Source organism: Parasphingorhabdus sp., from assembly GCF_048269865.1.
Taxonomy (GTDB): domain Bacteria; phylum Pseudomonadota; class Alphaproteobacteria; order Sphingomonadales; family Sphingomonadaceae; genus Parasphingorhabdus.
The window spans coordinates 58,154-77,716 of record NZ_JBLWUA010000010.1 but is presented as its reverse complement, the minus strand read 5'-3'; the positions used below and the strand labels follow the sequence as shown (position 1 = coordinate 77,716).

Below are 19,563 nucleotides of genomic sequence, written 5' to 3'. Positions count from 1 at the left end.
TCGAGAACTGGTTCACTAACTCCCTGACTTGTATCAAGGGGATGCGCGCAAAACTGCGCGAAAATACGGCGGTATCGGCTGTCCCGGCCGGACATCGCTGCTGCTGGGGCTTTGAGATGAAGGCGGGAGTCATTGAGAGTTTCTTTTACTCAACTATCGCCCGCTACGGCTCTGCGCTTCGTCGCCAACTCTTCTTGCAGCCTGCAAGGCTTGTGATAAGGTATTGCAATGAGTGGTTTTCCCTTTAGCGCGATCGTCGGTCAGGAAGAGATGAAGCTGGCGTTGCTGGTCGCGGCTGTCGATGCCCGGATTGGTGGGGTGATGATCTTCGGCGATCGCGGGACCGGCAAGTCTACAGCTGCGCGGGCACTCGCCGCGACCTTGCCGCAAATCAGGGTGGTCGAGGGTTGTCGCTTTCATTGCGATCCCGAAAAACGCGATAATTGTCCCGACCCCTGCACCAGCAAACGGGTGCGCAAAATGGCTGTGCCGTTTGTCGATCTTCCGCTCGGTTCAACAGAGGATCGGGTTGTCGGCACGCTCGATCTGGAAAAGGCGCTGGCGCATGGTGAAAAGCATTTCGAGCCGGGTCTGCTGGCCAAGGCGCATCGCGGCTTTCTCTATATCGACGAGATCAACTTGCTGGAAGATCATGTCGTCGACCTGCTGCTCGATGTCGCAGCATCGGGTGAAAATCTGGTCGAGCGCGACGGGCTGAGCATCCGCCATCCAGCGCGCTTTGTATTGATTGGCAGCGGCAATCCGGAAGAGGGCGAACTGCGCCCGCAATTGCTGGACCGCTTTGGTCTGTCGGTTGAGGTGAAGACGCCGGATGATATCGACCAGCGGGTCGAGATCATGCGGCGCTGCGATGCGCAGGAACGGGACGCGGAAAAATTTGCCGCCAAGTGGAAGAGCGAGGACGCCAAGGTTCTGCGTCAGATTGATCGTGCGAAAAAGGCTCTGCCGAAAGTCAAAACACCGGCAAAGATTTTGCGCGACACGGCGGCCTTGTGCAAGGCGGTCGGGGCGGACGGCCTCCGTGGCGAATTGACCTTGATGCGGGGTGCGAGAGCCTATGCTGCTCTGCAAGGCGATGCTGCGGTGACGCTGGATCATTTGAAAGCCATGGCACCGCTTTCGCTGCGCCATCGGTTGCGCCGGGATGTGCTGGATGAAACCGGGTCGACGGTGCGGATCGAGCGGGCGCTGGAGGAGTCGTTCGGTTGAACACGGGCGCTGAACAGGAAACGGCGCCAACCGAATCTTCTCTGGCCGATTGCCTGCTAGCGGCACGGTTCTTCGCGCAAAATCCCTTTGGTTTGTCCGGGATATGTTTGCGTGGTTTTGGTCCCGTTCGCGATGCGCTGGTTGAAAAACTGATCAGCGCACTCGAACCGCTGGGGCCGGTTCTCAAAGTTCCGAATAATGTCGATGCCGAACGCCTGCTCGGCGGGATTGATCTTGCGGCCACCTTGCAGGGCGGCAGATCGGTTTGGCGCCCCGGTTTACTGGAGACCGCGCAAAAGGGGTTTCTCTTGGTTCCGATGGCAGAACGGATCGACGAGAATATTGCTGCTCATATCGCGCAGGCGATGGATATAGGTGAACTTGCGATCATCCTGCTCGATGACGGGATGGAGAGCGACGAGGCACCGCCTGCTGTTCTGATGGAGCGCATTGCATTTCACTGCGACCTTACTGGTGCGCGGGACCTGGCGGCCGTGGCGACGCAAAATTTTCTGGGGGCGTCTGCCGCGACCAACGTGCGTTCGATGACCAAGAAAAGGCGCGCGTCTTTAGCGGCAACGGCAGCGGCTTTTGGTATTCATTCGGTACGGCCACTATTGTTTGCCGAGCGATGCGCAACGCTGCATGCCGCTATGGCTGGCCGTGACCGGATTGATGATGAAGATCTGCAAATTGCGGTGCGGTTGGTGCTGGGGCCGCGCGCAAGCCAATTTCCGCAGCAGGAAGAGTCATCTCAGCCCCAGGAACAGGAGCCGAATCCGCCCGATCAAGAATCAGAGGAAAGCGAGGATCAGCAGAATATCGAGGATGTCAGGCTGGAGGATTTGCTGCTTGATGCAGCCGCTGCTTCCATCCCGCCGCATATTCTTGACCAGATCGAGGGGAAGGTCCGGCCTTCCGGCAAGGGGCAGGGCGGGCGTGCCGGCAGCAAGCAGCAGTCGACGAAGAGAGGGCGTCCGAAAGGCACGCGACCCGGTGTTCCCGGAAATGGCAAAAGACTGGCCCTGATCGATACGCTGCGCACCGCCGCGCCGTGGCAGACTATCCGGCGCCGGGAGAGCGGCAATACCGATCCCGGAAAAATCCATATTCGAAAAGCGGACCTGCGGGTCCATCATTATGAGGATCGGCAGGAAAGTCTCACTATCTTCGCCGTCGATGCATCGGGATCCTCGGCCTTGTCGCGGCTGGCAGAGGCCAAGGGTGCGGTGGAGCTGATGCTGGCGGAAGCCTATGTCAAGCGCTCTCAGGTGGCGCTGGTCGCGTTCCGAAAGGAGGGAGCGGAGGTGCTGTTGCCGTCAACCCGTTCGCTAACCCGCGCAAGACGGGCGCTCAATGCCTTGCCGGGCGGTGGCGGTACGCCGCTGGCAGCGGGACTTGTCGCGGCAAGACAATTGGCTGAAGCCGCGCGGAAACGCGGGCAGACGCCGACCATTGCCATGCTGACGGACGGCAAGGGCAATGTGATGCTGGATGGAACGGCCAATCGGCAAGGAGCGAAAGCCGAGATGGAAGAGGTTGCCAAAGGCATTGCCGCATTGGGGCTGAACAGCATCGTTATCGATATTTCACCGCGCCCGCGCCCGGAGGCGGCTGAGCTGGCAGCGGCATTGCGCGGCAGATATCTGCCACTGCCGAGAGCCCAGAGCGCGGCGATGGTTGCGGCGATCGAGAGCGTTGGCAAGGAGACGGCGGCATGACCCGGCGCTATCCGGAGTGGGCGATCGAGGGACAGGACTGGCCCAACCATCAGGCCAGCCAGTTTGTCGAAGCGGATCACTACAAATGGCATGTGCAGCGGATGGGACCCAAGAAGCCGGGCGCGCCGGTCTGCCTGCTGTTGCACGGTACCGGTGCGGCAACCCATAGCTGGCGGGATATCATGCCGCTGCTGGCCAAGGATTATGATGTGATCGCGATGGATCTGCCCGGTCATGGTTTTACCCGGCCGACCACGGCGCGGCAGGTTTCGTTGCCGAAAATGGCGGCCTCGATCGGTGTGCTGGTGGAAGAATTGGAAGCATCTCCCGCGCTTATTGTGGGCCATTCGGCGGGAGCGGCAATCGGCATTCAGTTGATGTTGGACAAATGTTGGAAAATCCCACTTGTTGGATTGAACCCGGCGCTGATGCCCTTTCCGGGGCTGGCTGCGAAACTGTTCCCACAGCTTGCCAAGATGTTGTTTACAAACCCTTTTGTCTCCCGAATCTTCGCTCGCTGGGCCCGCTATCCCGGCGAAACGGAGAAGTTCCTGCGCCGGTCTACCGGATCGCGCATTGATGCTGCGGGGGCGCTCTACTATGGTCGGCTGTTCAGTCGATCCGGGCATTGCGATGGCGCGATCCGGATGATGGCCAACTGGCGGCTGGAAGGGCTGCAAAAACGTTTGCCGGATATCGAGACACCCGTATTGTTGGTCCACGGCGAGAAAGACAGTGCAATTCCGCGATCCGCAGTGGAAAGGCCGGCGGAGCTAATTGCGCACTGCACCGTCAAGGACGTCGCCAATCTTGGCCATCTGGCGCATGAGGAAGATCCGGAACAACTGGCCAGGATCATCCTGCAATTTGCGAAGCAGCACGTGAAGGGATAAGGTCGCCGAAAAAGGGAGGGTGATATGGAGACCAGTCCAATGGACAATTTTGGATGGATAGAGATTATCTTTTCCGGCGCGGTCGCGCTGGCCTTTGGTTTCTGGCAACTCTGGTCGATCAACCGGGAGATCGCCAAAGACAAGGAAAAAGCTGCCGATAAAGAGAAAGCGGACAAGCCGGGCAGCGAGTGAAATAGCCCGCTGATGCGATCGATCTGTCCGGCAGCGGCTCTATTTCTAGCGGCTTAGAAAGATCGGTGTTGGAATATGAAAAGCTTTCGATAGCCGGTTGGGTTCACGCGGCATCTTATAGGGCAGCATGTTCTGGATCACCGGATTGACCAGCCGATCGAGTGAAATACTTTCCTGAATCGCGGTCACTTGTTGACCAAAAAGTCTCATTTTTAGCGCCGATCGTGCATAAAAGGGCGAGTCTTCCCATGTTTTTATCACCGAAGCATGACCGCGATCCGCGCGCGTCTGTCTTTTCATGCCCCACCAGGTCGGGGGCAGGGGAGCGACCAGCGGCAGCTCGACTTCCTGCGGCGTGCCGGAGGCATCGAAGCGCAGGGCGCTGGCAAAATGGCTGCCGTCGCGACGGATGCCTTCATAGGTCACAGCCACGTCCTGGCCGCAATGGGCGCGGGACCAGTGCCAGCTCTTGAAACCGGCCTCGATCGGCTCGCTGCCGTGATTGCCATCAAGATAGCCGCTGCCGGACCAGCTCACGTCGGGCTGCTCCATTTTCACTTCGATGCGTGCGCGTGGAGCAATGGTGTGCCAGCGATGCCGGCCGGCAGGATCAAGCTTGAATGACTTGTCATTCAGCATTTCGGGATGGAGGATGATCTGCCCTTTCACACGCCGCCGCCAGGGAATACCGAGACGGATATCGCGCTCCTCGATGTCGATGATCAGCCGGTCCTTGTCCCAGCGCATTGCACTGGGGCCGATGGTCAGCGCATCCTCGCTCTGCCTGGTATCCTGCGAGCCGCGCTCGGTCATCACCCAGCGCGCGCCGCGCTTGCCATAGAGCGCGACATTGAGGCAGCTGTGATCAAGCGGGATATCGCGGCCGGATTGCTTGTAATAAGGCGAGAAAACGCTGCCGATAAAGCCGATGATGGTCAGCCCGTAGCGTTCGTCATCGCTGAGCGCATCGACATACCACCAGCGGTAGCCTTGCGGTGGAACCAGGACGTCGAAGTGCGGTCGGACAGGACGGCTTCGCTCGCGCGTTGCCCCGACAAGGCGGCCATCGGCACGCCCGCGCCCGGATGGGTCGCTCCACCCGCGCAATAGAGCCCATGGATCCGTGTCCGGCTCCCGGGCCGGAGGAAGGACGCCGCCCATCCGTGCGAGGCCCGACCATAAAGCGCCCCGCCGGTCGCCGGGAAGAGTGTCGAGAAATCGTTGGGCGTGACCAGCCGGTGCCGGAAGTCCGGCTCCATTTCCAGCCCGCAATGCGTCAGGGTTCGCAGCATGTTGGCGGTGCATTTCGCTTTCTCCTCGGATGTATAGTGGTGGCTGTCGCCATTGGCCGGCGCGTTGACGATGATCTGCAGGCGCTCGGCGCCGTCTGGTCCGGTGTCGCCCAGTTTGCAGACATAGGCCGTCGGTCGCTCGGGCGGTTTGCCGGATTTTATGTCGGCAAATTCGGCCGGATAGTCGGATGAGAAAAAGACGTTGTGATGGTCGAGGGCGAAGCCGCTTGTTTTCGCTTTGGCCAGCCAGACCATCGCGGACAGCGAGCGCTTTTGTGCTGGGATTGCGCTGACGGCGCGGCTGGCTTCGGTCCCGAACTGGCCGGAGCCGAGTGCGGAAGGGTCCGCATTGCAGATGACCGATGCCGCCGGAATTCGTTCGCCGGATGCCAGCTCGACGCCGGTGGCCCGGTTTCCCGCGACCGATATTCCGGTGACGCGCGCATCGTAACGAAAGCGGGTGCCATTTTTTTTGGCAACGGTTTCAAGGGCATCGGCGAGAGCATTCATACCACCTTTGATCTTCCACACCCCTTGCGATTCGACATGGGCGATCAGCATCAACGTTGCCGGTGTCTGGAACGGAGAGGAGCCGCAATAGGTGGTATAGCGACCGAATAATTGTTGCAGGCGGGGATCATCGAAATGCTCGCCCAGCACCTTCCACAGGCTTTCATAGGGACGGATCGCGATCAGGTCGCCGATCCGCCAGAGACCGATCCGCCACATCAGCGGCAGCGGCCAGCTGACCTTGCTGTTGCGCAGCATCGAGCGGTCGAGGATTTTGTAAATGCGTTCGGCCTCTTTCGAGAAACTGCGGTAGCCGGCTGCCGCTTTGGCCCCGGCAAACTGGCCGATTGCATCGGCGCTTTTCTCGGAGTCGGCAAACAGGTCGAGCGTCTCCTCGCGGCTCCAGGCGTGGCGCGCGAAGGTATCGGCGCGTTGGAGTTCGAGATGGTCGTCGCTGTTGCTGCCGGCGGCGGCAAATATGTCGTCGATGACATCGCGCATCGTGAAAACCGTGGGGCCGGCGTCGATCGCAGCGCCGTCGACGTCAAGCTGACGGACCTTACCGCCGGGGGATTTTTCTTTCTCCAGAACGGTCACCGGGACGCCGCGTGCCGATAGCAAAGCGGCACTGACCAGACCGCCAATGCCAGCGCCGATAATGATAGTCTGGTCCTTCTCCACCCGAGCTCCGATAACGTCGCAACAGTTTCAGTTTGACGGGAATCTAACAGAAGTCCATTCAAATAGACATAATATATGTCCAGATCAGATGACAATATCCCTTTGCAGCGCAACTGGAGGACCTGGTGGGTCCTTCGGCGAAACCGCATATTGGGGAGCGCTGCCTTTCAGAAATGGGCCGCAAAAACCCCGATTTTTCGGACGGTTGCCCGGCGCAAGGCGGCACAGCAGTTCGATCTGATTGCGGGCTTCGTCTACACCCAAATTCTCTATGTCTTCGTACAATCGGGTCTGATCAATTATCTGCGCGAGGGCTTGCGAAGCGACTCGGATATTGCCGCATTTGCCGAGTTGAACAGTCAGGCGACGGACCGAATTTTGCGGGCCGGTGCCGCGCTGGATATTGTCGAGTCGCCGCAACACGGACTGTGGACTCTGGGTGAAACCGGTGCGGCGCTCTCTGCCAATGATGGGGCGATGGCGATGATCCGGCATCATCAATTGCTCTATCAGGATATGGCGGATCCGTTCGCTTTGCTCAGCCGGCAAGGCGGTCAGAACAGTGCCCTGTCGCAATTCTGGACCTATGCGTCGAAGAGCGAGGCAGGCACCAAAGACAGCCAGCCCTATTCGGACTTGATGGCAGCGACCCAGCCGATGATCTGGCAACAGATTTTGCCCCAATATGACTTTTCGCGGCATCACAGGATGCTCGATGTCGGGGGCGGAAGCGGTGCATTTGCAGAAGCGGTGAGTCAGATTGCGCCGACACTCGAGCTTGCGATTTTCGATTTGCCGGATGTTGTACCTCTGGCGGAGTCGCGTTTTGCAGATAGGCCGCTGGATCGCCGGGTCGTGACCCATGCAGGCAGTTTCCGGCATGATCCGGTGCCTGGGGGATATGATCTGATCACTCTGATCCGCATCCTTCACGACCATGATGATGCGGTTGTCGACGCGCTGATCCGGAATATCCACCAGGCGCTTCCGGAAGGCGGACGATTGCTGATCGTTGAACCGATGGCGGAGACCAAAGGGGCGGAGCCCATGGGCGATGGTTATTTTGGTCTCTATCTCTGGGCGATGGGGTCAGGCCGTCCCCGCTCGGTCGCGGAGAATCGCGAGATGCTCGGAAAAGCCGGATTTTCATCGGTCAGGGAGATTGGAACCGATCTGCCGATTATCGCGAAAGCCCTGGTCGCGATCAAATGACACCGAAAGTGTCCAATATATTTGACATTTAAGTTTGTTTAAGTAATTTGACACTCAACGGAGTCTCTCATTCACGGCAGGGACATCGTGAGAAGGGGACGCTTTGCAAACTTCAGCGATCATATTGGATGCTCCCGGCAACCTTTCGATGCGCTCTACTGCTCTGAACCCCATGGAATCTGGCGACGTCCAGGTCGAAATCCAATTTAGCGGTATCAGCACCGGCACGGAGAAGCTTCTGTGGACCGGACAAATGCCAGATTTTCCGGGCATGGGATATCCGCTGGTTCCCGGCTACGAGTCGGTGGGCCGTATCGTCGACGCGGGAGCCGACGCGAAGGGCCGGATAGGCGAATGGGTATTTGTCCCGGGCGCCAGTTGCTATCGCGATGCCCGCGGCTTGTTTGGTGGATCGGCAAAAACCGTCATCGTGGCTTCGGCCCGCGCTCTGCCGATTGCAGAGAAGCTGGCGGAAGAGGGCATATTATATGCGCTTGCAGCGACCGCGCTGCATGCCATCGGCCATGGTGAAGCACCCGAACTGATTATCGGTCATGGCGTGCTCGGTCGTTTGATTGCGCGATTGACCCTTGCCTCTGGCGTACCGGCACCGACGGTTTGGGATACCAACCGCGCGCGTCAGGATGGGGCTACAGGCTATTGTGTCATTCATCCCGACGATGATGACCGGCATGATTACCGCACCATCTGTGATGTCAGCGGCGATGCCGGTTCGATTGAGAGCTTCATCGGTCGTTTGGCCAAAGGCGGCGAGCTGGTGCTGGCCGGTTTCTATAACCAGCCGATCAGCTTTGCCTTCCCGCCCGCCTTTCAGCGCGAAGCACGGCTGCGCATCGCAGCGGAATGGCAGCCGCGTGATCTGGCTTCGATAAATATGATGATCGAGAGCGAAGCGCTCGACCTGACCGGATTGATCACGAGCATCGAGCCCGCCTCCGATGCCGAAACTGCCTACCCCGAGGCTTTTGAAAATCCCGACTGCCTGAAAATGGTGCTCGACTGGAGAGATTGCGAATGACCATGTTAGATGTTGATATATTGCGCGACGAAGCTTCGGTTGAACCGGATCCGGTACACACGGGCGAGGTCAAAAAGGAAACCCAGGTCATCGCCATTTACGGCAAGGGCGGCTCGGGCAAGAGTTTTGCGCTGTCCAACCTGAGCTATATGATGGCGCAGCAAGGCAAACGCGTGTTGTTGATCGGTTGTGATCCGAAATCCGATACAACCAGCCTGTTGTTCGGCGGTAAAAGCTGCCCGACAATTATCGAAACCTCGTCGAAGAAAAAACTGGCCGGCGAAGAAGTCTCCATCGAGGATGTCTGCTTCCAACGCGATGGCGTGTTCGCGATGGAACTGGGCGGCCCCGAGGTCGGACGTGGCTGTGGTGGTCGCGGCATCATTCACGGATTTGAACTGCTCGAAAAGCTCGGTTTTCATGATTGGGGCTTCGACTATGTTTTGCTCGATTTCCTTGGCGACGTGGTCTGCGGCGGCTTTGGCCTGCCGATCGCGCGGGACATGTGCCAGAAGGTGATCGTCGTCGGATCGAACGATCTGCAGTCGCTCTATGTCGCCAACAATGTCTGCAAGGCGGTCGAATATTTCCGCAAGATGGGCGGCAATGTTGGCGTCGCCGGCATGATCATCAACAAGGATGACGGGTCCGGTGAGGCGCAGGCCTTTGCCAAGGCGGTCGATATTCCGGTGCTGACCGCAATCCCTGCGAACGACGACATCCGCAAGAAGTCAGCCAATTATCAGATCATTGGAACGTCAGAAAGCGAATGGGCGAGCCTGTTCGAGGAACTGGCAGTCAATGTCGCCGAAGCCGCGCCGAGGCAGCCGACGCCGTTGGAGCAGGATGGGTTGCTGGATCTGTTCTCCCCCGACGAAACGGGCGGCAATGTTGAGCTGGTACCGGCCACCCAGGCCGACATGCGCGGCGGCACCTATGAAGAGAAGCCATCCCTCGAAGTGATCTACGACGAGGTTTGATCGATATGTCCGAAACCACCACCCCGACAATGCGAATCCCGGACCGGATCGATCTCGCTCCGCCTGCTGAAGGCAGCGGCTGTCACGGCGGCGCCGACACGATGCGCGAAGCTGCCAAAAAAGCAGGCCAGTCGGAAATTCTCGATCGCTATGAAAAAGACTATCCGGTCGGTCCGCATGACCAGCCGCAGTCGATGTGCCCGGCCTTCGGTTCGCTGCGCGTGGGCCTCAGAATGCGGCGGACGGCGACGATCCTCTCGGGTTCGGCCTGCTGCGTCTATGGCCTGACCTTCACTTCGCATTTCTACGGTGCGCGGCGCAGCGTTGGCTATGTGCCGTTCAGTTCGGAGACTCTCGTCACCGGCAAGCTGTTCGAGGATATCAAGGAAGCGGTCGAACTGATGGCCGATCCGGAAAAATATGACACGATCATCGTCACCAATCTGTGCGTGCCGACCGCCAGCGGTGTGCCGCTGCGGTTGCTGCCGGACTCGATCAATGGCGTCCGTATTGTCGGCATCGATGTGCCGGGCTTTGGCGTGCCGACCCATGCCGAGGCGAAGGACGTTCTCGCTGGCGCGATGCTGAAATATGCGCGCGAGGAAGCGGAGCAGGGGCCGGTTGCGGCACCGAATGAAGTGGCTGCCAAGCCTTCGGTGACGCTGCTGGGCGAAATGTTTCCGGCTGATCCGGTGGGTATCGGTCATATGCTGGAGCCGCTTGGTCTCGCTGCCGGTCCGGTTGTGCCGACGCGAGAATGGCGGGAGCTCTATTCTGCGCTCGATGGCGCGGTGATTGCCGCGATCCATCCCTTTTACACGGCGAGCGTGCGCGAATTTGAAGCGGCGGGGCGCAAGGTCATCGGTTCGGCTCCGGTCGGCCGCGACGGCACGGCGGCCTGGTTGCAGGCGATCGGTCAAGCAACGGGCGCGAGTGCGAACCAGATCGCCGAGGCGCATAACGCCTTCCTGCCCGCTATTACCGGCGCGCTGGCCGCAATGCCGGTCAAGGGACGGATTACGGTGTCGGGCTATGAAGGCTCGGAACTATTGGTGGCGCGGCTGTTGATCGAAAGCGGCGCCGATGTGCCTTATGTGGGCACCGCCTGTCCGCGGACAAAATGGTCGGATCCAGACCGCGAGTGGCTCGAAGCCAAAGGCGTTCGCGTCAATTACCGCGCCAGTCTGGAAGAGGATATCGCGGCGGTCGAGGAATATGGTCCGGACCTGGCGATCGGCACGACGCCGGTGGTGCAGCATGCCAAGGCGAAAGCCATTCCGGCGCTCTATTTCACCAACCTGATTTCGGCGCGGCCACTTATGGGACCGGCAGGGGCGGGCAGTCTCGCCCAGGTGGTCAATGCGGCGATGGCGAACAAGGAACGGTTCGACCGGATGCGGGAATTTTTCAAGGGCGTGGGCGAGGGGCATGCGTCGGGCATATGGGAAGACACGCCGACCGACCGGCCCAAGTTCAAGGCGAAATATGCTGCGCAAAATGCTGCGGCGGCCAAGGCGGCGGAGGCGATTGGGTCATGAGCGTGTTGAGGCCAATTCTGCCGTTCGCCCTGAGCTTGTCGAAGGGTGTTTTGCGCGCTGACAGCTGGGCTTCGACAGGCTCAGCCCGAACGGGTTTTTTAGAGGAGAGGGGGCTATGACGCTCATTCTCGATCATGACCGGGCGGGCGGCTATTGGGGCGCCGTCTATGCGTTCACCGCGATCAAGGGGCTGCAGGTGATTATCGACGGGCCGGTTGGCTGCGAAAATCTGCCGGTGACGTCGGTGCTGCATTATACCGACGGGCTGCCACCGCATGAATTGCCGATCGTCGTGACCGGTCTGGGCGAAGAGGAACTGGGCAAGACCGGTACCGAAGGCGCGATGAAGCGGGCCTGGAAAGCGCTCGATCCGGACCTGCCCGCTGTGGTGGTGACCGGTTCGATTGCCGAGATGATCGGCGGCGGCGTGACGCCCGAGGGCACCAATATCAAACGCTTCCTGCCGCGCACCATCGACGAGGATCAGTGGCAGTCGGAGGACCGGGCCTTGTCCTGGCTGTGGACCGAATTCGGGCCGAAAAAAATGCCCAAGCCGAAGGTCGTCAAGGAAGGCGAGAAGCCGAAGATCAATATTATCGGGCCGTCCTATGGCATGTTCAACATGCCGTCCGACGTCGCCGAGATCCGGCGGCTGATTGAAGGCATCGGCGCGGAAGTGAATATGGTTTTTCCGCTGGGCAGCCATCTGGCCGATATCAGGCAGCTGGCCAACGCCTCGGTCAATATCTGCATGTACCGCGAATTTGGTCGCAATCTGTGCGAGATGCTGGAGCGGCCCTATCTGCAGGCACCGATCGGGCTGGAATCGACGACCCGATTCCTGCGGCAACTGGGCGAGATGACCGGGCTAGATCCGGAACCGTTTATCGAGAAGGAAAAGCACACGACGATCAAGCCGCTGTGGGACCTGTGGCGCTCGGTGACGCAGGATTTCTTCGGCACGGCCAATTTCGGGATTGTTGCAAACGACACCTATGCGCGCGGCATCAGCAATTTTCTGGAAAATGACATGGGCTTGCCCTGCGCCTTTGCGATCAGTCGCACCGCCGGGACCAAGACCGACAACCAAACGATCAAGGACACGATCGCCGACAACCCGCCGTTCGTGGTGTTCGGAAGCTATAACGAGCGGATGTACATGGCCGAGACCGGTGCGCGCGGCATGTTCATCCCGGCGTCCTTCCCGGGCGCGGCGATCCGCCGGCACACGGGCACGCCCTATATGGGCTATTCCGGCGCCACCTATCTGGTGCAGGAAGTCTGCAATGCGCTGTTCGATGCGCTGTTCCACATCCTGCCGCTGTCGACGCAGATGGACGCAGGGGTCGCGACGCCATCGCGCAAGGATGTGCCGATGACCTGGGACCTCGATGCCAAGGAAAAACTCGATGCGATTGTTGAATCGCAGCCGGTCCTGGTCCGTATTTCCGCCGCCAAGAGACTGCGCGACGCCGCCGAGCGGAGCGCCCGGCTGGCGGGAGAGGACAATGTCTCCGCCGACCGTTTGGCAGCCACCATGCTGCAAGGGGAAAACGCATGATTTGCGTGGATATCCCCAGATATTCGCTGGATCCCCGTCCAGTGTCCGCAACCTTAACGGCAATGGGTGTCGTCAAGGCAATACCCGTGGGAGGCGCTTTACGCGGCTTTCAGGGGGCTAAACTGGAGAAGGAAATATGAGCGATTTAAGTGACGACCGTTTCGGTCCTGGAGCTTATCTGACCCCGGAAGAGGCCAAGGAGTTTCACAAGATCTTTGTGAGCAGCTTCATCGGATTTACCATCATCGCAATCATTGCGCACGTGCTGGTATGGATGTGGCGGCCTTGGTTCCCGGGAGTCAATGGTTATGCAATGTTGAATGACGGTGTGCAGGTGGCGCAAGCGACCATCACCTCGTTCCTGGTTTAGGGAGACAGAATCATGTGGAGACTTTGGCTAATATTTGATCCGCGCAGGACATTGGTTGCTCTGGCAATCTTCCTGTTTGTTCTGGCTCTTCTGATCCATTTCATCCTGTTGAGCACCGATCGCTTCAACTGGATTGAAGGCCCAGGAGCGGGTCCAGCTGCTACGGCATCGCTGGAACAGTCTGAACGACTAACCTGAACCCAAGCCCTTTGGAGGTCACGACGCGAAAGCGTCGTGCCTCCCACAGGGGAGATTTCTTAGGCTCGAAATTTGCACACCGATCGTGGTGGCAGAGGAATTTGCTATGTCGCTGTTAAGCTTTGAGAGAAAATATCGTGTCCGGGGTGGGACGCTTATCGGCGGGGATCTGTTCGATTTCTGGATAGGCCCGTTCTACATCGGATTTTTCGGGGTATTGTCGGCGATATTCGCAATATTGGGGACGGCGCTGATCTTCTATGCCGCATCGCTTGGCGATACATGGAATCCCTGGCTGATATCGATCAATCCGCCGGATGTGAAATATGGATTGGGTCTGGCGCCGCTTAAAGAAGGCGGCTTCTGGCAGATCATCACCATGTGCGCGACCGGCGCCTTCATCACCTGGGCGCTGCGTGAGGTAGAGATATGCCGGAAACTGGGCATGGGCTATCATGTCCCGATCGCTTTCGGCTTCGCCATTCTGGCCTATATGACTCTGGTGATTTTCCGCCCGTTTCTTCTGGGCGCATGGGGATATGGTTTCCCCTACGGCATTTTCAGTCATCTCGACTGGGTATCCAATACCGGATATCAATATGTCAATTTCCACTATAATCCGGCCCATATGATCGCGGTGTCGTTCTTCTTCACCACGACCTTTGCTCTGGCGCTGCACGGAGCGCTGATCCTGTCTGCGGTCAATCCGAAAAAAGGCCAGGAGGTCAAGACGCCGGAATATGAGGATACATTTTTTCGCGATTTCATCGGCTATTCGGTCGGTACGATCGGCATCCATCGGCTCGGCCTATTCCTGGCCCTGAACGCCGGTTTCTGGAGTGCGGTCTGCATTATCATTGCCGGACCGCTCTATGCAGAAGGCTGGCCGGAATGGTGGGAATGGTGGCGCAACATTCCGATTTGGTCTTAAGGGGGAGGATAGTTAGATGGCACGATACCAGAATATATTTACCCAAGTGCAACTGGCTCATGCACCCGAAATGGGAATTCCGCTGTCAGCTGGCGAAGCCGATGACCGGACCAAGGACACCGCCTTCAGCTACTGGATGGGGAAGTTCGGACAGGCACAAATCGGACCGATTTATCTGGGCTGGCTCGGCATTGCGTCCTTGCTGTTCGGCTTTTTCGCCATAGAGATTATCGGTTTGAACATGCTGGCTTCTGTCAATTGGGATCCGGTTGAATTTGTCCGCCAATTTTTCTGGCTGACTCTGAACCCGCCATCGGCGGAATATGGTTTCACTCCGTTCGTGCCGCTGTGGGATGGCGGCTGGTGGATTTTGGCCGGCTTTTTCCTGACGACATCAATCCTGCTCTGGTGGGTTCGTACCTATCGCCGGGCGAGAGCGCTTGGCATGGGCACACATGTTTCCTGGGCCTTCCTCAGCGCAATCTGGCTGTATCTGGTGCTCGGCTTCATTCGCCCGTTCTTCATGGGCGAATGGGCGCAAGCGGTGCCGTTCGGCATTTTCTCGCATCTGGAATGGACGAACAATTTCTCCCTGACTTATGGCAACCTGTTCTACAATCCATTCCACGCGCTTTCGATCGTGTTCCTCTATGGCTCGGCGTTGCTGTTTGCCATGCACGGGGCGACGATCCTGGCGGTAGGCCGTTATGGCGGCGAACGCGAACTGGAGCAGATTACCGATCGCGGTACGGCGTCCGAGCGCGCAGCGCTGTTCTGGAGATGGACGATGGGTTTCAACGCGACGATGGAATCGATCCATCGCTGGGCCTGGTGGTTTGCCGTGCTCTGCCCGCTAACCGGTGGCATCGGTATCTTGCTGACCGGCACCGTGGTCGACAACTGGTATCTCTGGGCGATTGAGCATCACTACGCGCCCGAATATTGATCGGATGTCTTCATAGGCGAGTGGATATTCCCCGCAAAGAAAAGCCCGGCCTGATCGCCGGGCTTTTCTTTGCACGACTGTATCGGACGCTAAGAAGGCTCAGTCTTTCCGCAATAACTTGCGGCGACGCAGATCGTAGATATGTACGGGGAAGGCCAGCGCCAGGGGGATAGCAATCATTGGCCATGACGCGCCTGTGAGGGCCGCGCGGAGCGCCATCATCATCAACACGGCAGGCAGCAGTACGCCCGCTATCTCGGGCCATGATGTTCCGCGAAATTTGAGCAGCAACGCCTCCGCAAGTAACACCGCGAGCACGACATCGACCGCATGCCCGCTGGCAAAAAACTCGGTCACTGCAGGGTGCTATCCAAAGGGGCCGTTGAGCGCGACGATCTGGTAATTCAGCGTTCCGGCAATTGTTACCCATACCAGATAGGGGACAAGCAACAGCGACGCGCTTTTGGAAAAGCGGCCGCAAAATATGATCAGTGCCAGGATCGACAGCCAAAGCGCGATGAGTTCATAAAAGGCAAGATCCGGACGTTCCATCCGAAAGAAGATGAAACTCCAGGCGAGGTTGAGAAAGCCGTTGAGCGCGAACAGGCCGAGCATGATTTCTGCGGTGCGCCGCGATGGTGCCTTCTGCCAACCGAGAAAACCGGCCAGCGCGATCAGGGCAAAGATTGTCGTCCAGACGATGCCGAACATATAGCCCGGCGGCGCCCATGCAGGCTGCTGCAGCGTGTAATACCAGTCGTTGAGTACGGTAATTGAGCCCCCGACCATTGCCGTTATCAAAGCGAGCGTTCCGGCGATGATAATCGGGAATATGGCGGCTCGATTCATCTCTCTACGGCTTTCAATCCAAATAAGTGACCAAGGTCCTTGAAGAATATCTTCACATGCGCCAGCGGATCGCGCTTGACCAGTTCTTTGTTCATATAGGCTTCCCAAGTCAAGCGCTGGACATCGGGGTCGTCGCACATTTTGACAAAGCGCTCGCGGCGCTTGTCATTCTTGTACCAGAAATATTGCATGATCCCGAGGATCCAGAAGACGCGGCCATGCGCTTTCATGAAGCTTTTGCGGGCCGTCTTGAGCGCGTCTGCTTCGCCGGTCACGAGGAACAGATCCACGGCCTGCGCACTCATCCGGCCAGCGGTCATCGCATAGTAGATGCCTTCACCCGAGGAGGGGGCGACCACGCCAGCAGCATCGCCAGCGACGACGACATTGCGGCCATTGTCCCAGCGTTTCAGAGGCTTCAGCGGTATCGGTGCGCCTTCCTTGCGGACGGTTTCCCAATGGGCAAAGCCTGTCTGCTCCCGCATCAGGCGGGTTGTCTCTCGCAACGGAAAGCCCTTGTTGGCGCTGCCCAGGCCAATGCTCATATGCTCGCCATGCGGGAAGACCCAGGCATAGAAGTCCGGCGACAGATGGCCCTGATAATAGACATCACAGCGGTCGGCTTCATAATCGGCATCAATTTTCTCGGGCACTTTGACCACTTCATGATAGGCAAAGACGCACGGCACGCGTTCCGCATTGGGGAGGCATTTCTGGGCAACGCGGGAGCGTGCTCCATCGGCACCGATCACCGCGCGCGCCGTGACGCTTTGCAGAGCGGAACCGCGATCGCTGCGAAATGTCACGGTGGCAATGCCGTCAGCATCGGTCGTCACGTCTTCACATTTTCCGGTGGTCCGACATGCGCCCGACTGGTCCGCGCGGTCCCGTAACCATTCGTCAAACTGGTCGCGGTCGACCATGCCGACAAAACCATCGCCAACCGGCATGGTCACCTTTTTGTTGGATGGCGCAATGATCCGCGCTGAATGCGCATGGGCGACAAGCAACGATTGTGGAATGTCAAAATCCTTGAGCAAGCGGGGAGGGACCGCGCCGCCGCACGGCTTGATCCGGCCAGCCTTGTCGAGCAGCATGACCTTGTGGCCTCGCCTGGCGAGATCATTGGCTGCGGTTGCTCCGGACGGACCGCCGCCAACCACGACGACGTCATAATCGGTTTGCTGGTTCATATCTTGAGTGCCTCCTTGGCGCTGGCTGGCCGTGTCATGGTCGTGCCCGTCGCCACCAATGCGGCAGCGATGAACATGATTGCCTCGACGGCGAAGACAATCTGGAATGCGGTGACATCTTCACCCATGATATGGCGGAGCTGATCGACGACAACCGCGCCGATCAGGCCGCCGAGGCCAAACGCAATTGCCTGCGACGCGCCCCATACGCCCATCCGTGCGCCTTCGCCGGATGTCTTGCCCTTGCTGGCCAGGCCGAGCATTGCGCTGACAGCGGCGACGGCAAACACCCCGTTGGCGATGCCGAGACCGAATATATTGGCGCGTAAGGGCCAAGCGCCAGCGGTTGTTGCTGCCATCGAGAGACCGGCCAGCATCACCGCGGATCCGATGCATCCGGTGACGGCCCAGAGTTTCAGATTGGGGCCATAGCGTTTGGCATAGGCACTGCCGCCCGCGCCCGCGATCACCATGCCGAGCAATATGCCGCCGTGTTGCAGACCTGCGAGCTGCGTCGACTGGCCCGGTGTCATGTCAAAAATGAGGCCGGCGAATGGCTCCATGATCAGATCCTGCATGCTGTAGGCCAGCATCGAGATAAATACGAAATAGGTGAATCGCCGAGCCTGCTGCTCCTGCCAGATCTCGGCCAGCACCGATCTGAAATTATAAGCGGCCTTGTCCGGCTGTGCCTGTTCGACGGCGAGGAAGCGGTCTTCCAGTCCGCGTAGCGCCAGCATCGCCAGGCTGAATGCGCCGAGCGCCACCAGGCTGCACACAATGGCCAGTCTGGCTTCGGAAAAGGGATCGAGATAGGAACCCGACACGCCGGCGGCTACCACGATGCCAGCGACCATCATCGTCCAGCTGATCGCGGCTGCGGCCGGTTTTCTTTCCACGGTAACGCGCGATGCCAGCAATGCCAGCAAGGCGGTTCCGGAAACACCGACGCCGATACCGATCATGGTGAATGCGACAATGCCGAGAATGGCCGCAAGCGGACCAGGGTTTGCCATCATGATCGTCGCATCAACCGCGAGGATAGCGCCCAGCGCCAATATGCCCATGCCAGTGATGATCCAAGGGGTTCGTCTGGGCGAGCGGTCGGAACCATAGCCCCACAAAGGCCGGCTGAGCTGCACCGCATAATGCCAGGCGACGAGTGCGGCAGGGATTGCCGCGGCGGTTGCATATTCGACGACCATGACGCGGTTGAGTAGCGATGTTGCCAGCATCACGATCGCCCCGATTGCCGCCTGGACCGTGCCGAGCCGGAATATGCCAAACCAGCTCAAGCCTTCTATCGGGTGCCCTTTTGCCATCAGATATAATTCCCCAGACCCAGTGCTGCCGCCAGCATGCCAAATACATAGAGCGAAACCCCGGTCGCATTATACCAGGGCGCGAATTTTGCCGGGTCGCGTACCAGCCGAACCATCAGGCCGAGCTGAATCGCGGTAAACAGGCCGACGACGGCAGCCGACAGCAGCAGCGCTTCGTCAATGAGCAGCGCAATGACCGCGAATTGTGCGCCGGCCATAACCGCGCAGGCGAACAGGGCCGCAGGCCTTACGCCCATGGTGACGGGCAGGGAGCGCAAGCCGGTGGCGCGGTCTCCTTCGACCGCTTTGAAATCGTTCAATGTCATGATGCCGTGAGCGCCAAGGCTGTAGAGCAGAAGCACCACGATGATATTCGTCGCGGGCAGGCCGCCTGCCATCACGCTGGCGCCGGTAAACCAGGACAGACCCTCGTAGCTGAGGGCGCAAACCATCGGACCGATCCAGCCGCTGCGTTTGAAGCGAAAAGGCGGGGCGCTGTAGGCCCAGCCAAAGAAGAGCGCGACGCAGGTCGCCAGGAAAACCCATTGGCCGAGCGCCGCAGCAACGGCGAGGGAAAGGGCCGAGCCGGTCAGCGCGATCGCTACCGGCCACAGGCCCGGCACGCGTCCGGAGGGTATTGGGCGGTCGGGTTCGTTGATGGCGTCGACATGCCGGTCGCACCAGTCGTTGATGACCTGGCTGGTGCCGCAGACGATCGGACCGGTCAGCGCTATGCCTGTGATCAGAAAGACCCAGTTATCCGGGATCGAAACGCCTGATGACACGACGCCGCATAGGAAGGCCCACATCGGGGGGAACCAGGTGACAGGCTTGGTCAGCTGTACAACGTCCCTGACCGCGGGAAAGCGGGCGGATCGTGTCGAAATTACCGAGTCTGCCATAGC

Annotated in this window: 20 protein-coding genes; 13 read left to right on the top strand and 7 right to left on the bottom strand. The window is 59.2% G+C overall.

From position 1 onward, the window contains the following. The first annotated feature begins 228 nt into the window (after positions 1-228). From bchI to ACN0WW_RS13935, 4 genes are read left to right on the top strand one after another with little or no spacing between them, the layout of a single operon-like run. Positions 229-1,230, top strand: coding sequence for a magnesium chelatase ATPase subunit I (bchI, locus tag ACN0WW_RS13950; RefSeq protein WP_417613474.1), 1,002 nt, complete (start codon positions 229-231; stop codon positions 1,228-1,230). After that, a complete protein-coding gene (locus ACN0WW_RS13945) occupies positions 1,227-2,951 on the top strand; it encodes a magnesium chelatase subunit D (protein WP_417613473.1) in 1,725 nt (574 codons plus the stop codon). Before bchI ends, ACN0WW_RS13945 begins: the two co-directional genes overlap by 4 nt. Beyond that, a complete protein-coding gene (bchO, locus tag ACN0WW_RS13940) occupies positions 2,948-3,844 on the top strand; it encodes an alpha/beta fold hydrolase BchO (protein ID WP_417613472.1) in 897 nt (298 codons plus the stop codon). Before ACN0WW_RS13945 ends, bchO begins: the two co-directional genes overlap by 4 nt. 24 nt (positions 3,845-3,868) lie before the next feature. Then, entirely contained in the window at positions 3,869-4,036 is a 168-nt protein-coding gene (locus tag ACN0WW_RS13935; protein ID WP_417613471.1) for a hypothetical protein, read from the top strand. Positions 4,037-4,081: 45 nt separating this feature from the next. Here the strand turns inward: ACN0WW_RS13935 and ACN0WW_RS13930 are convergent, their stop codons facing one another. Further along, entirely contained in the window at positions 4,082-4,912 is an 831-nt protein-coding gene (locus tag ACN0WW_RS13930; protein WP_417613578.1) for a hydroxyneurosporene dehydrogenase, read from the bottom strand. A 59-nt stretch (positions 4,913-4,971) separates the two neighbouring features. After that, the gene (gene crtD, locus ACN0WW_RS13925) at positions 4,972-6,519 is read right to left on the bottom strand and encodes a 1-hydroxycarotenoid 3,4-desaturase CrtD (protein ID WP_417613470.1); all 1,548 of its coding nucleotides are present in this window, start codon (positions 6,517-6,519) and stop codon (positions 4,972-4,974) included. A gap of 75 nt (positions 6,520-6,594) precedes the next feature. Here crtD and ACN0WW_RS13920 point away from each other — a divergent pair, with 75 nt between their 5' ends. The 9 genes from ACN0WW_RS13920 (at position 6,595) to pufM (ending at position 15,294) form a co-directional block, all read left to right on the top strand. Beyond that, entirely contained in the window at positions 6,595-7,731 is a 1,137-nt protein-coding gene (locus ACN0WW_RS13920; RefSeq protein WP_417613469.1) for a methyltransferase, read from the top strand. A 103-nt stretch (positions 7,732-7,834) separates the two neighbouring features. Next, a complete protein-coding gene (gene bchC, locus ACN0WW_RS13915) occupies positions 7,835-8,770 on the top strand; it encodes a chlorophyll synthesis pathway protein BchC (RefSeq protein ID WP_417613468.1) in 936 nt (311 codons plus the stop codon). Beyond that, positions 8,767-9,750, top strand: coding sequence for a chlorophyllide a reductase iron protein subunit X (locus ACN0WW_RS13910; RefSeq protein WP_417613467.1), 984 nt, complete (start codon positions 8,767-8,769; stop codon positions 9,748-9,750). Before bchC ends, ACN0WW_RS13910 begins: the two co-directional genes overlap by 4 nt. 5 nt (positions 9,751-9,755) lie before the next feature. Continuing rightward, positions 9,756-11,288: a chlorophyllide a reductase subunit Y gene (bchY, locus tag ACN0WW_RS13905; RefSeq protein ID WP_417613466.1), complete on the top strand. Its 1,533-nt coding sequence runs from the start codon at positions 9,756-9,758 to the stop codon at positions 11,286-11,288. Between the two features lie 115 nt (positions 11,289-11,403). After that, positions 11,404-12,849 (top strand): chlorophyllide a reductase subunit Z, encoded by a 1,446-nt coding sequence (gene bchZ / locus ACN0WW_RS13900; protein WP_417613465.1) that lies wholly within the window; start codon positions 11,404-11,406, stop codon positions 12,847-12,849. 136 nt (positions 12,850-12,985) lie between these two features. Beyond that, positions 12,986-13,219, top strand: coding sequence for a light-harvesting antenna LH1, beta subunit (gene pufB, locus ACN0WW_RS13895; RefSeq protein WP_417613464.1), 234 nt, complete (start codon positions 12,986-12,988; stop codon positions 13,217-13,219). Positions 13,220-13,231: 12 nt separating this feature from the next. Further along, positions 13,232-13,417: a light-harvesting antenna LH1, alpha subunit gene (pufA, locus tag ACN0WW_RS13890; protein WP_207989776.1), complete on the top strand. Its 186-nt coding sequence runs from the start codon at positions 13,232-13,234 to the stop codon at positions 13,415-13,417. Between the two features lie 106 nt (positions 13,418-13,523). Continuing rightward, on the top strand, positions 13,524-14,348 hold the full coding sequence (gene pufL / locus ACN0WW_RS13885; RefSeq protein WP_417613463.1) for a photosynthetic reaction center subunit L: 825 nt from the start codon (positions 13,524-13,526) through the stop codon (positions 14,346-14,348). Positions 14,349-14,364: 16 nt separating this feature from the next. Continuing rightward, positions 14,365-15,294 (top strand): photosynthetic reaction center subunit M, encoded by a 930-nt coding sequence (pufM, locus tag ACN0WW_RS13880; RefSeq protein WP_417613462.1) that lies wholly within the window; start codon positions 14,365-14,367, stop codon positions 15,292-15,294. 99 nt (positions 15,295-15,393) lie between these two features. On the opposite strand, the gene ACN0WW_RS13875 is transcribed toward pufM, so the two are convergent. From ACN0WW_RS13875 to chlG, 5 genes are read right to left on the bottom strand one after another with little or no spacing between them, the layout of a single operon-like run. After that, positions 15,394-15,651: a hypothetical protein gene (locus ACN0WW_RS13875; protein ID WP_417613461.1), complete on the bottom strand. Its 258-nt coding sequence runs from the start codon at positions 15,649-15,651 to the stop codon at positions 15,394-15,396. 9 nt (positions 15,652-15,660) lie between these two features. Then, positions 15,661-16,143: a TspO/MBR family protein gene (locus ACN0WW_RS13870; protein WP_417613460.1), complete on the bottom strand. Its 483-nt coding sequence runs from the start codon at positions 16,141-16,143 to the stop codon at positions 15,661-15,663. Then, positions 16,140-17,336 carry a geranylgeranyl diphosphate reductase gene (locus ACN0WW_RS13865; protein WP_417613459.1) on the bottom strand — a complete coding sequence of 399 codons (1,197 nt, stop codon included), beginning with the start codon at positions 17,334-17,336 and terminating at the stop codon, positions 16,140-16,142. Before ACN0WW_RS13865 ends, ACN0WW_RS13870 begins: the two co-directional genes overlap by 4 nt. Then, on the bottom strand, positions 17,333-18,658 hold the full coding sequence (locus ACN0WW_RS13860; RefSeq protein WP_417613458.1) for a BCD family MFS transporter: 1,326 nt from the start codon (positions 18,656-18,658) through the stop codon (positions 17,333-17,335). The genes ACN0WW_RS13865 and ACN0WW_RS13860 overlap by 4 nt, the downstream gene beginning before the upstream one ends. After that, entirely contained in the window at positions 18,658-19,560 is a 903-nt protein-coding gene (gene chlG / locus ACN0WW_RS13855) for a chlorophyll synthase ChlG (RefSeq protein WP_417613457.1), read from the bottom strand. The genes ACN0WW_RS13860 and chlG overlap by 1 nt, the downstream gene beginning before the upstream one ends. Positions 19,561-19,563 lie beyond the last annotated feature (3 nt).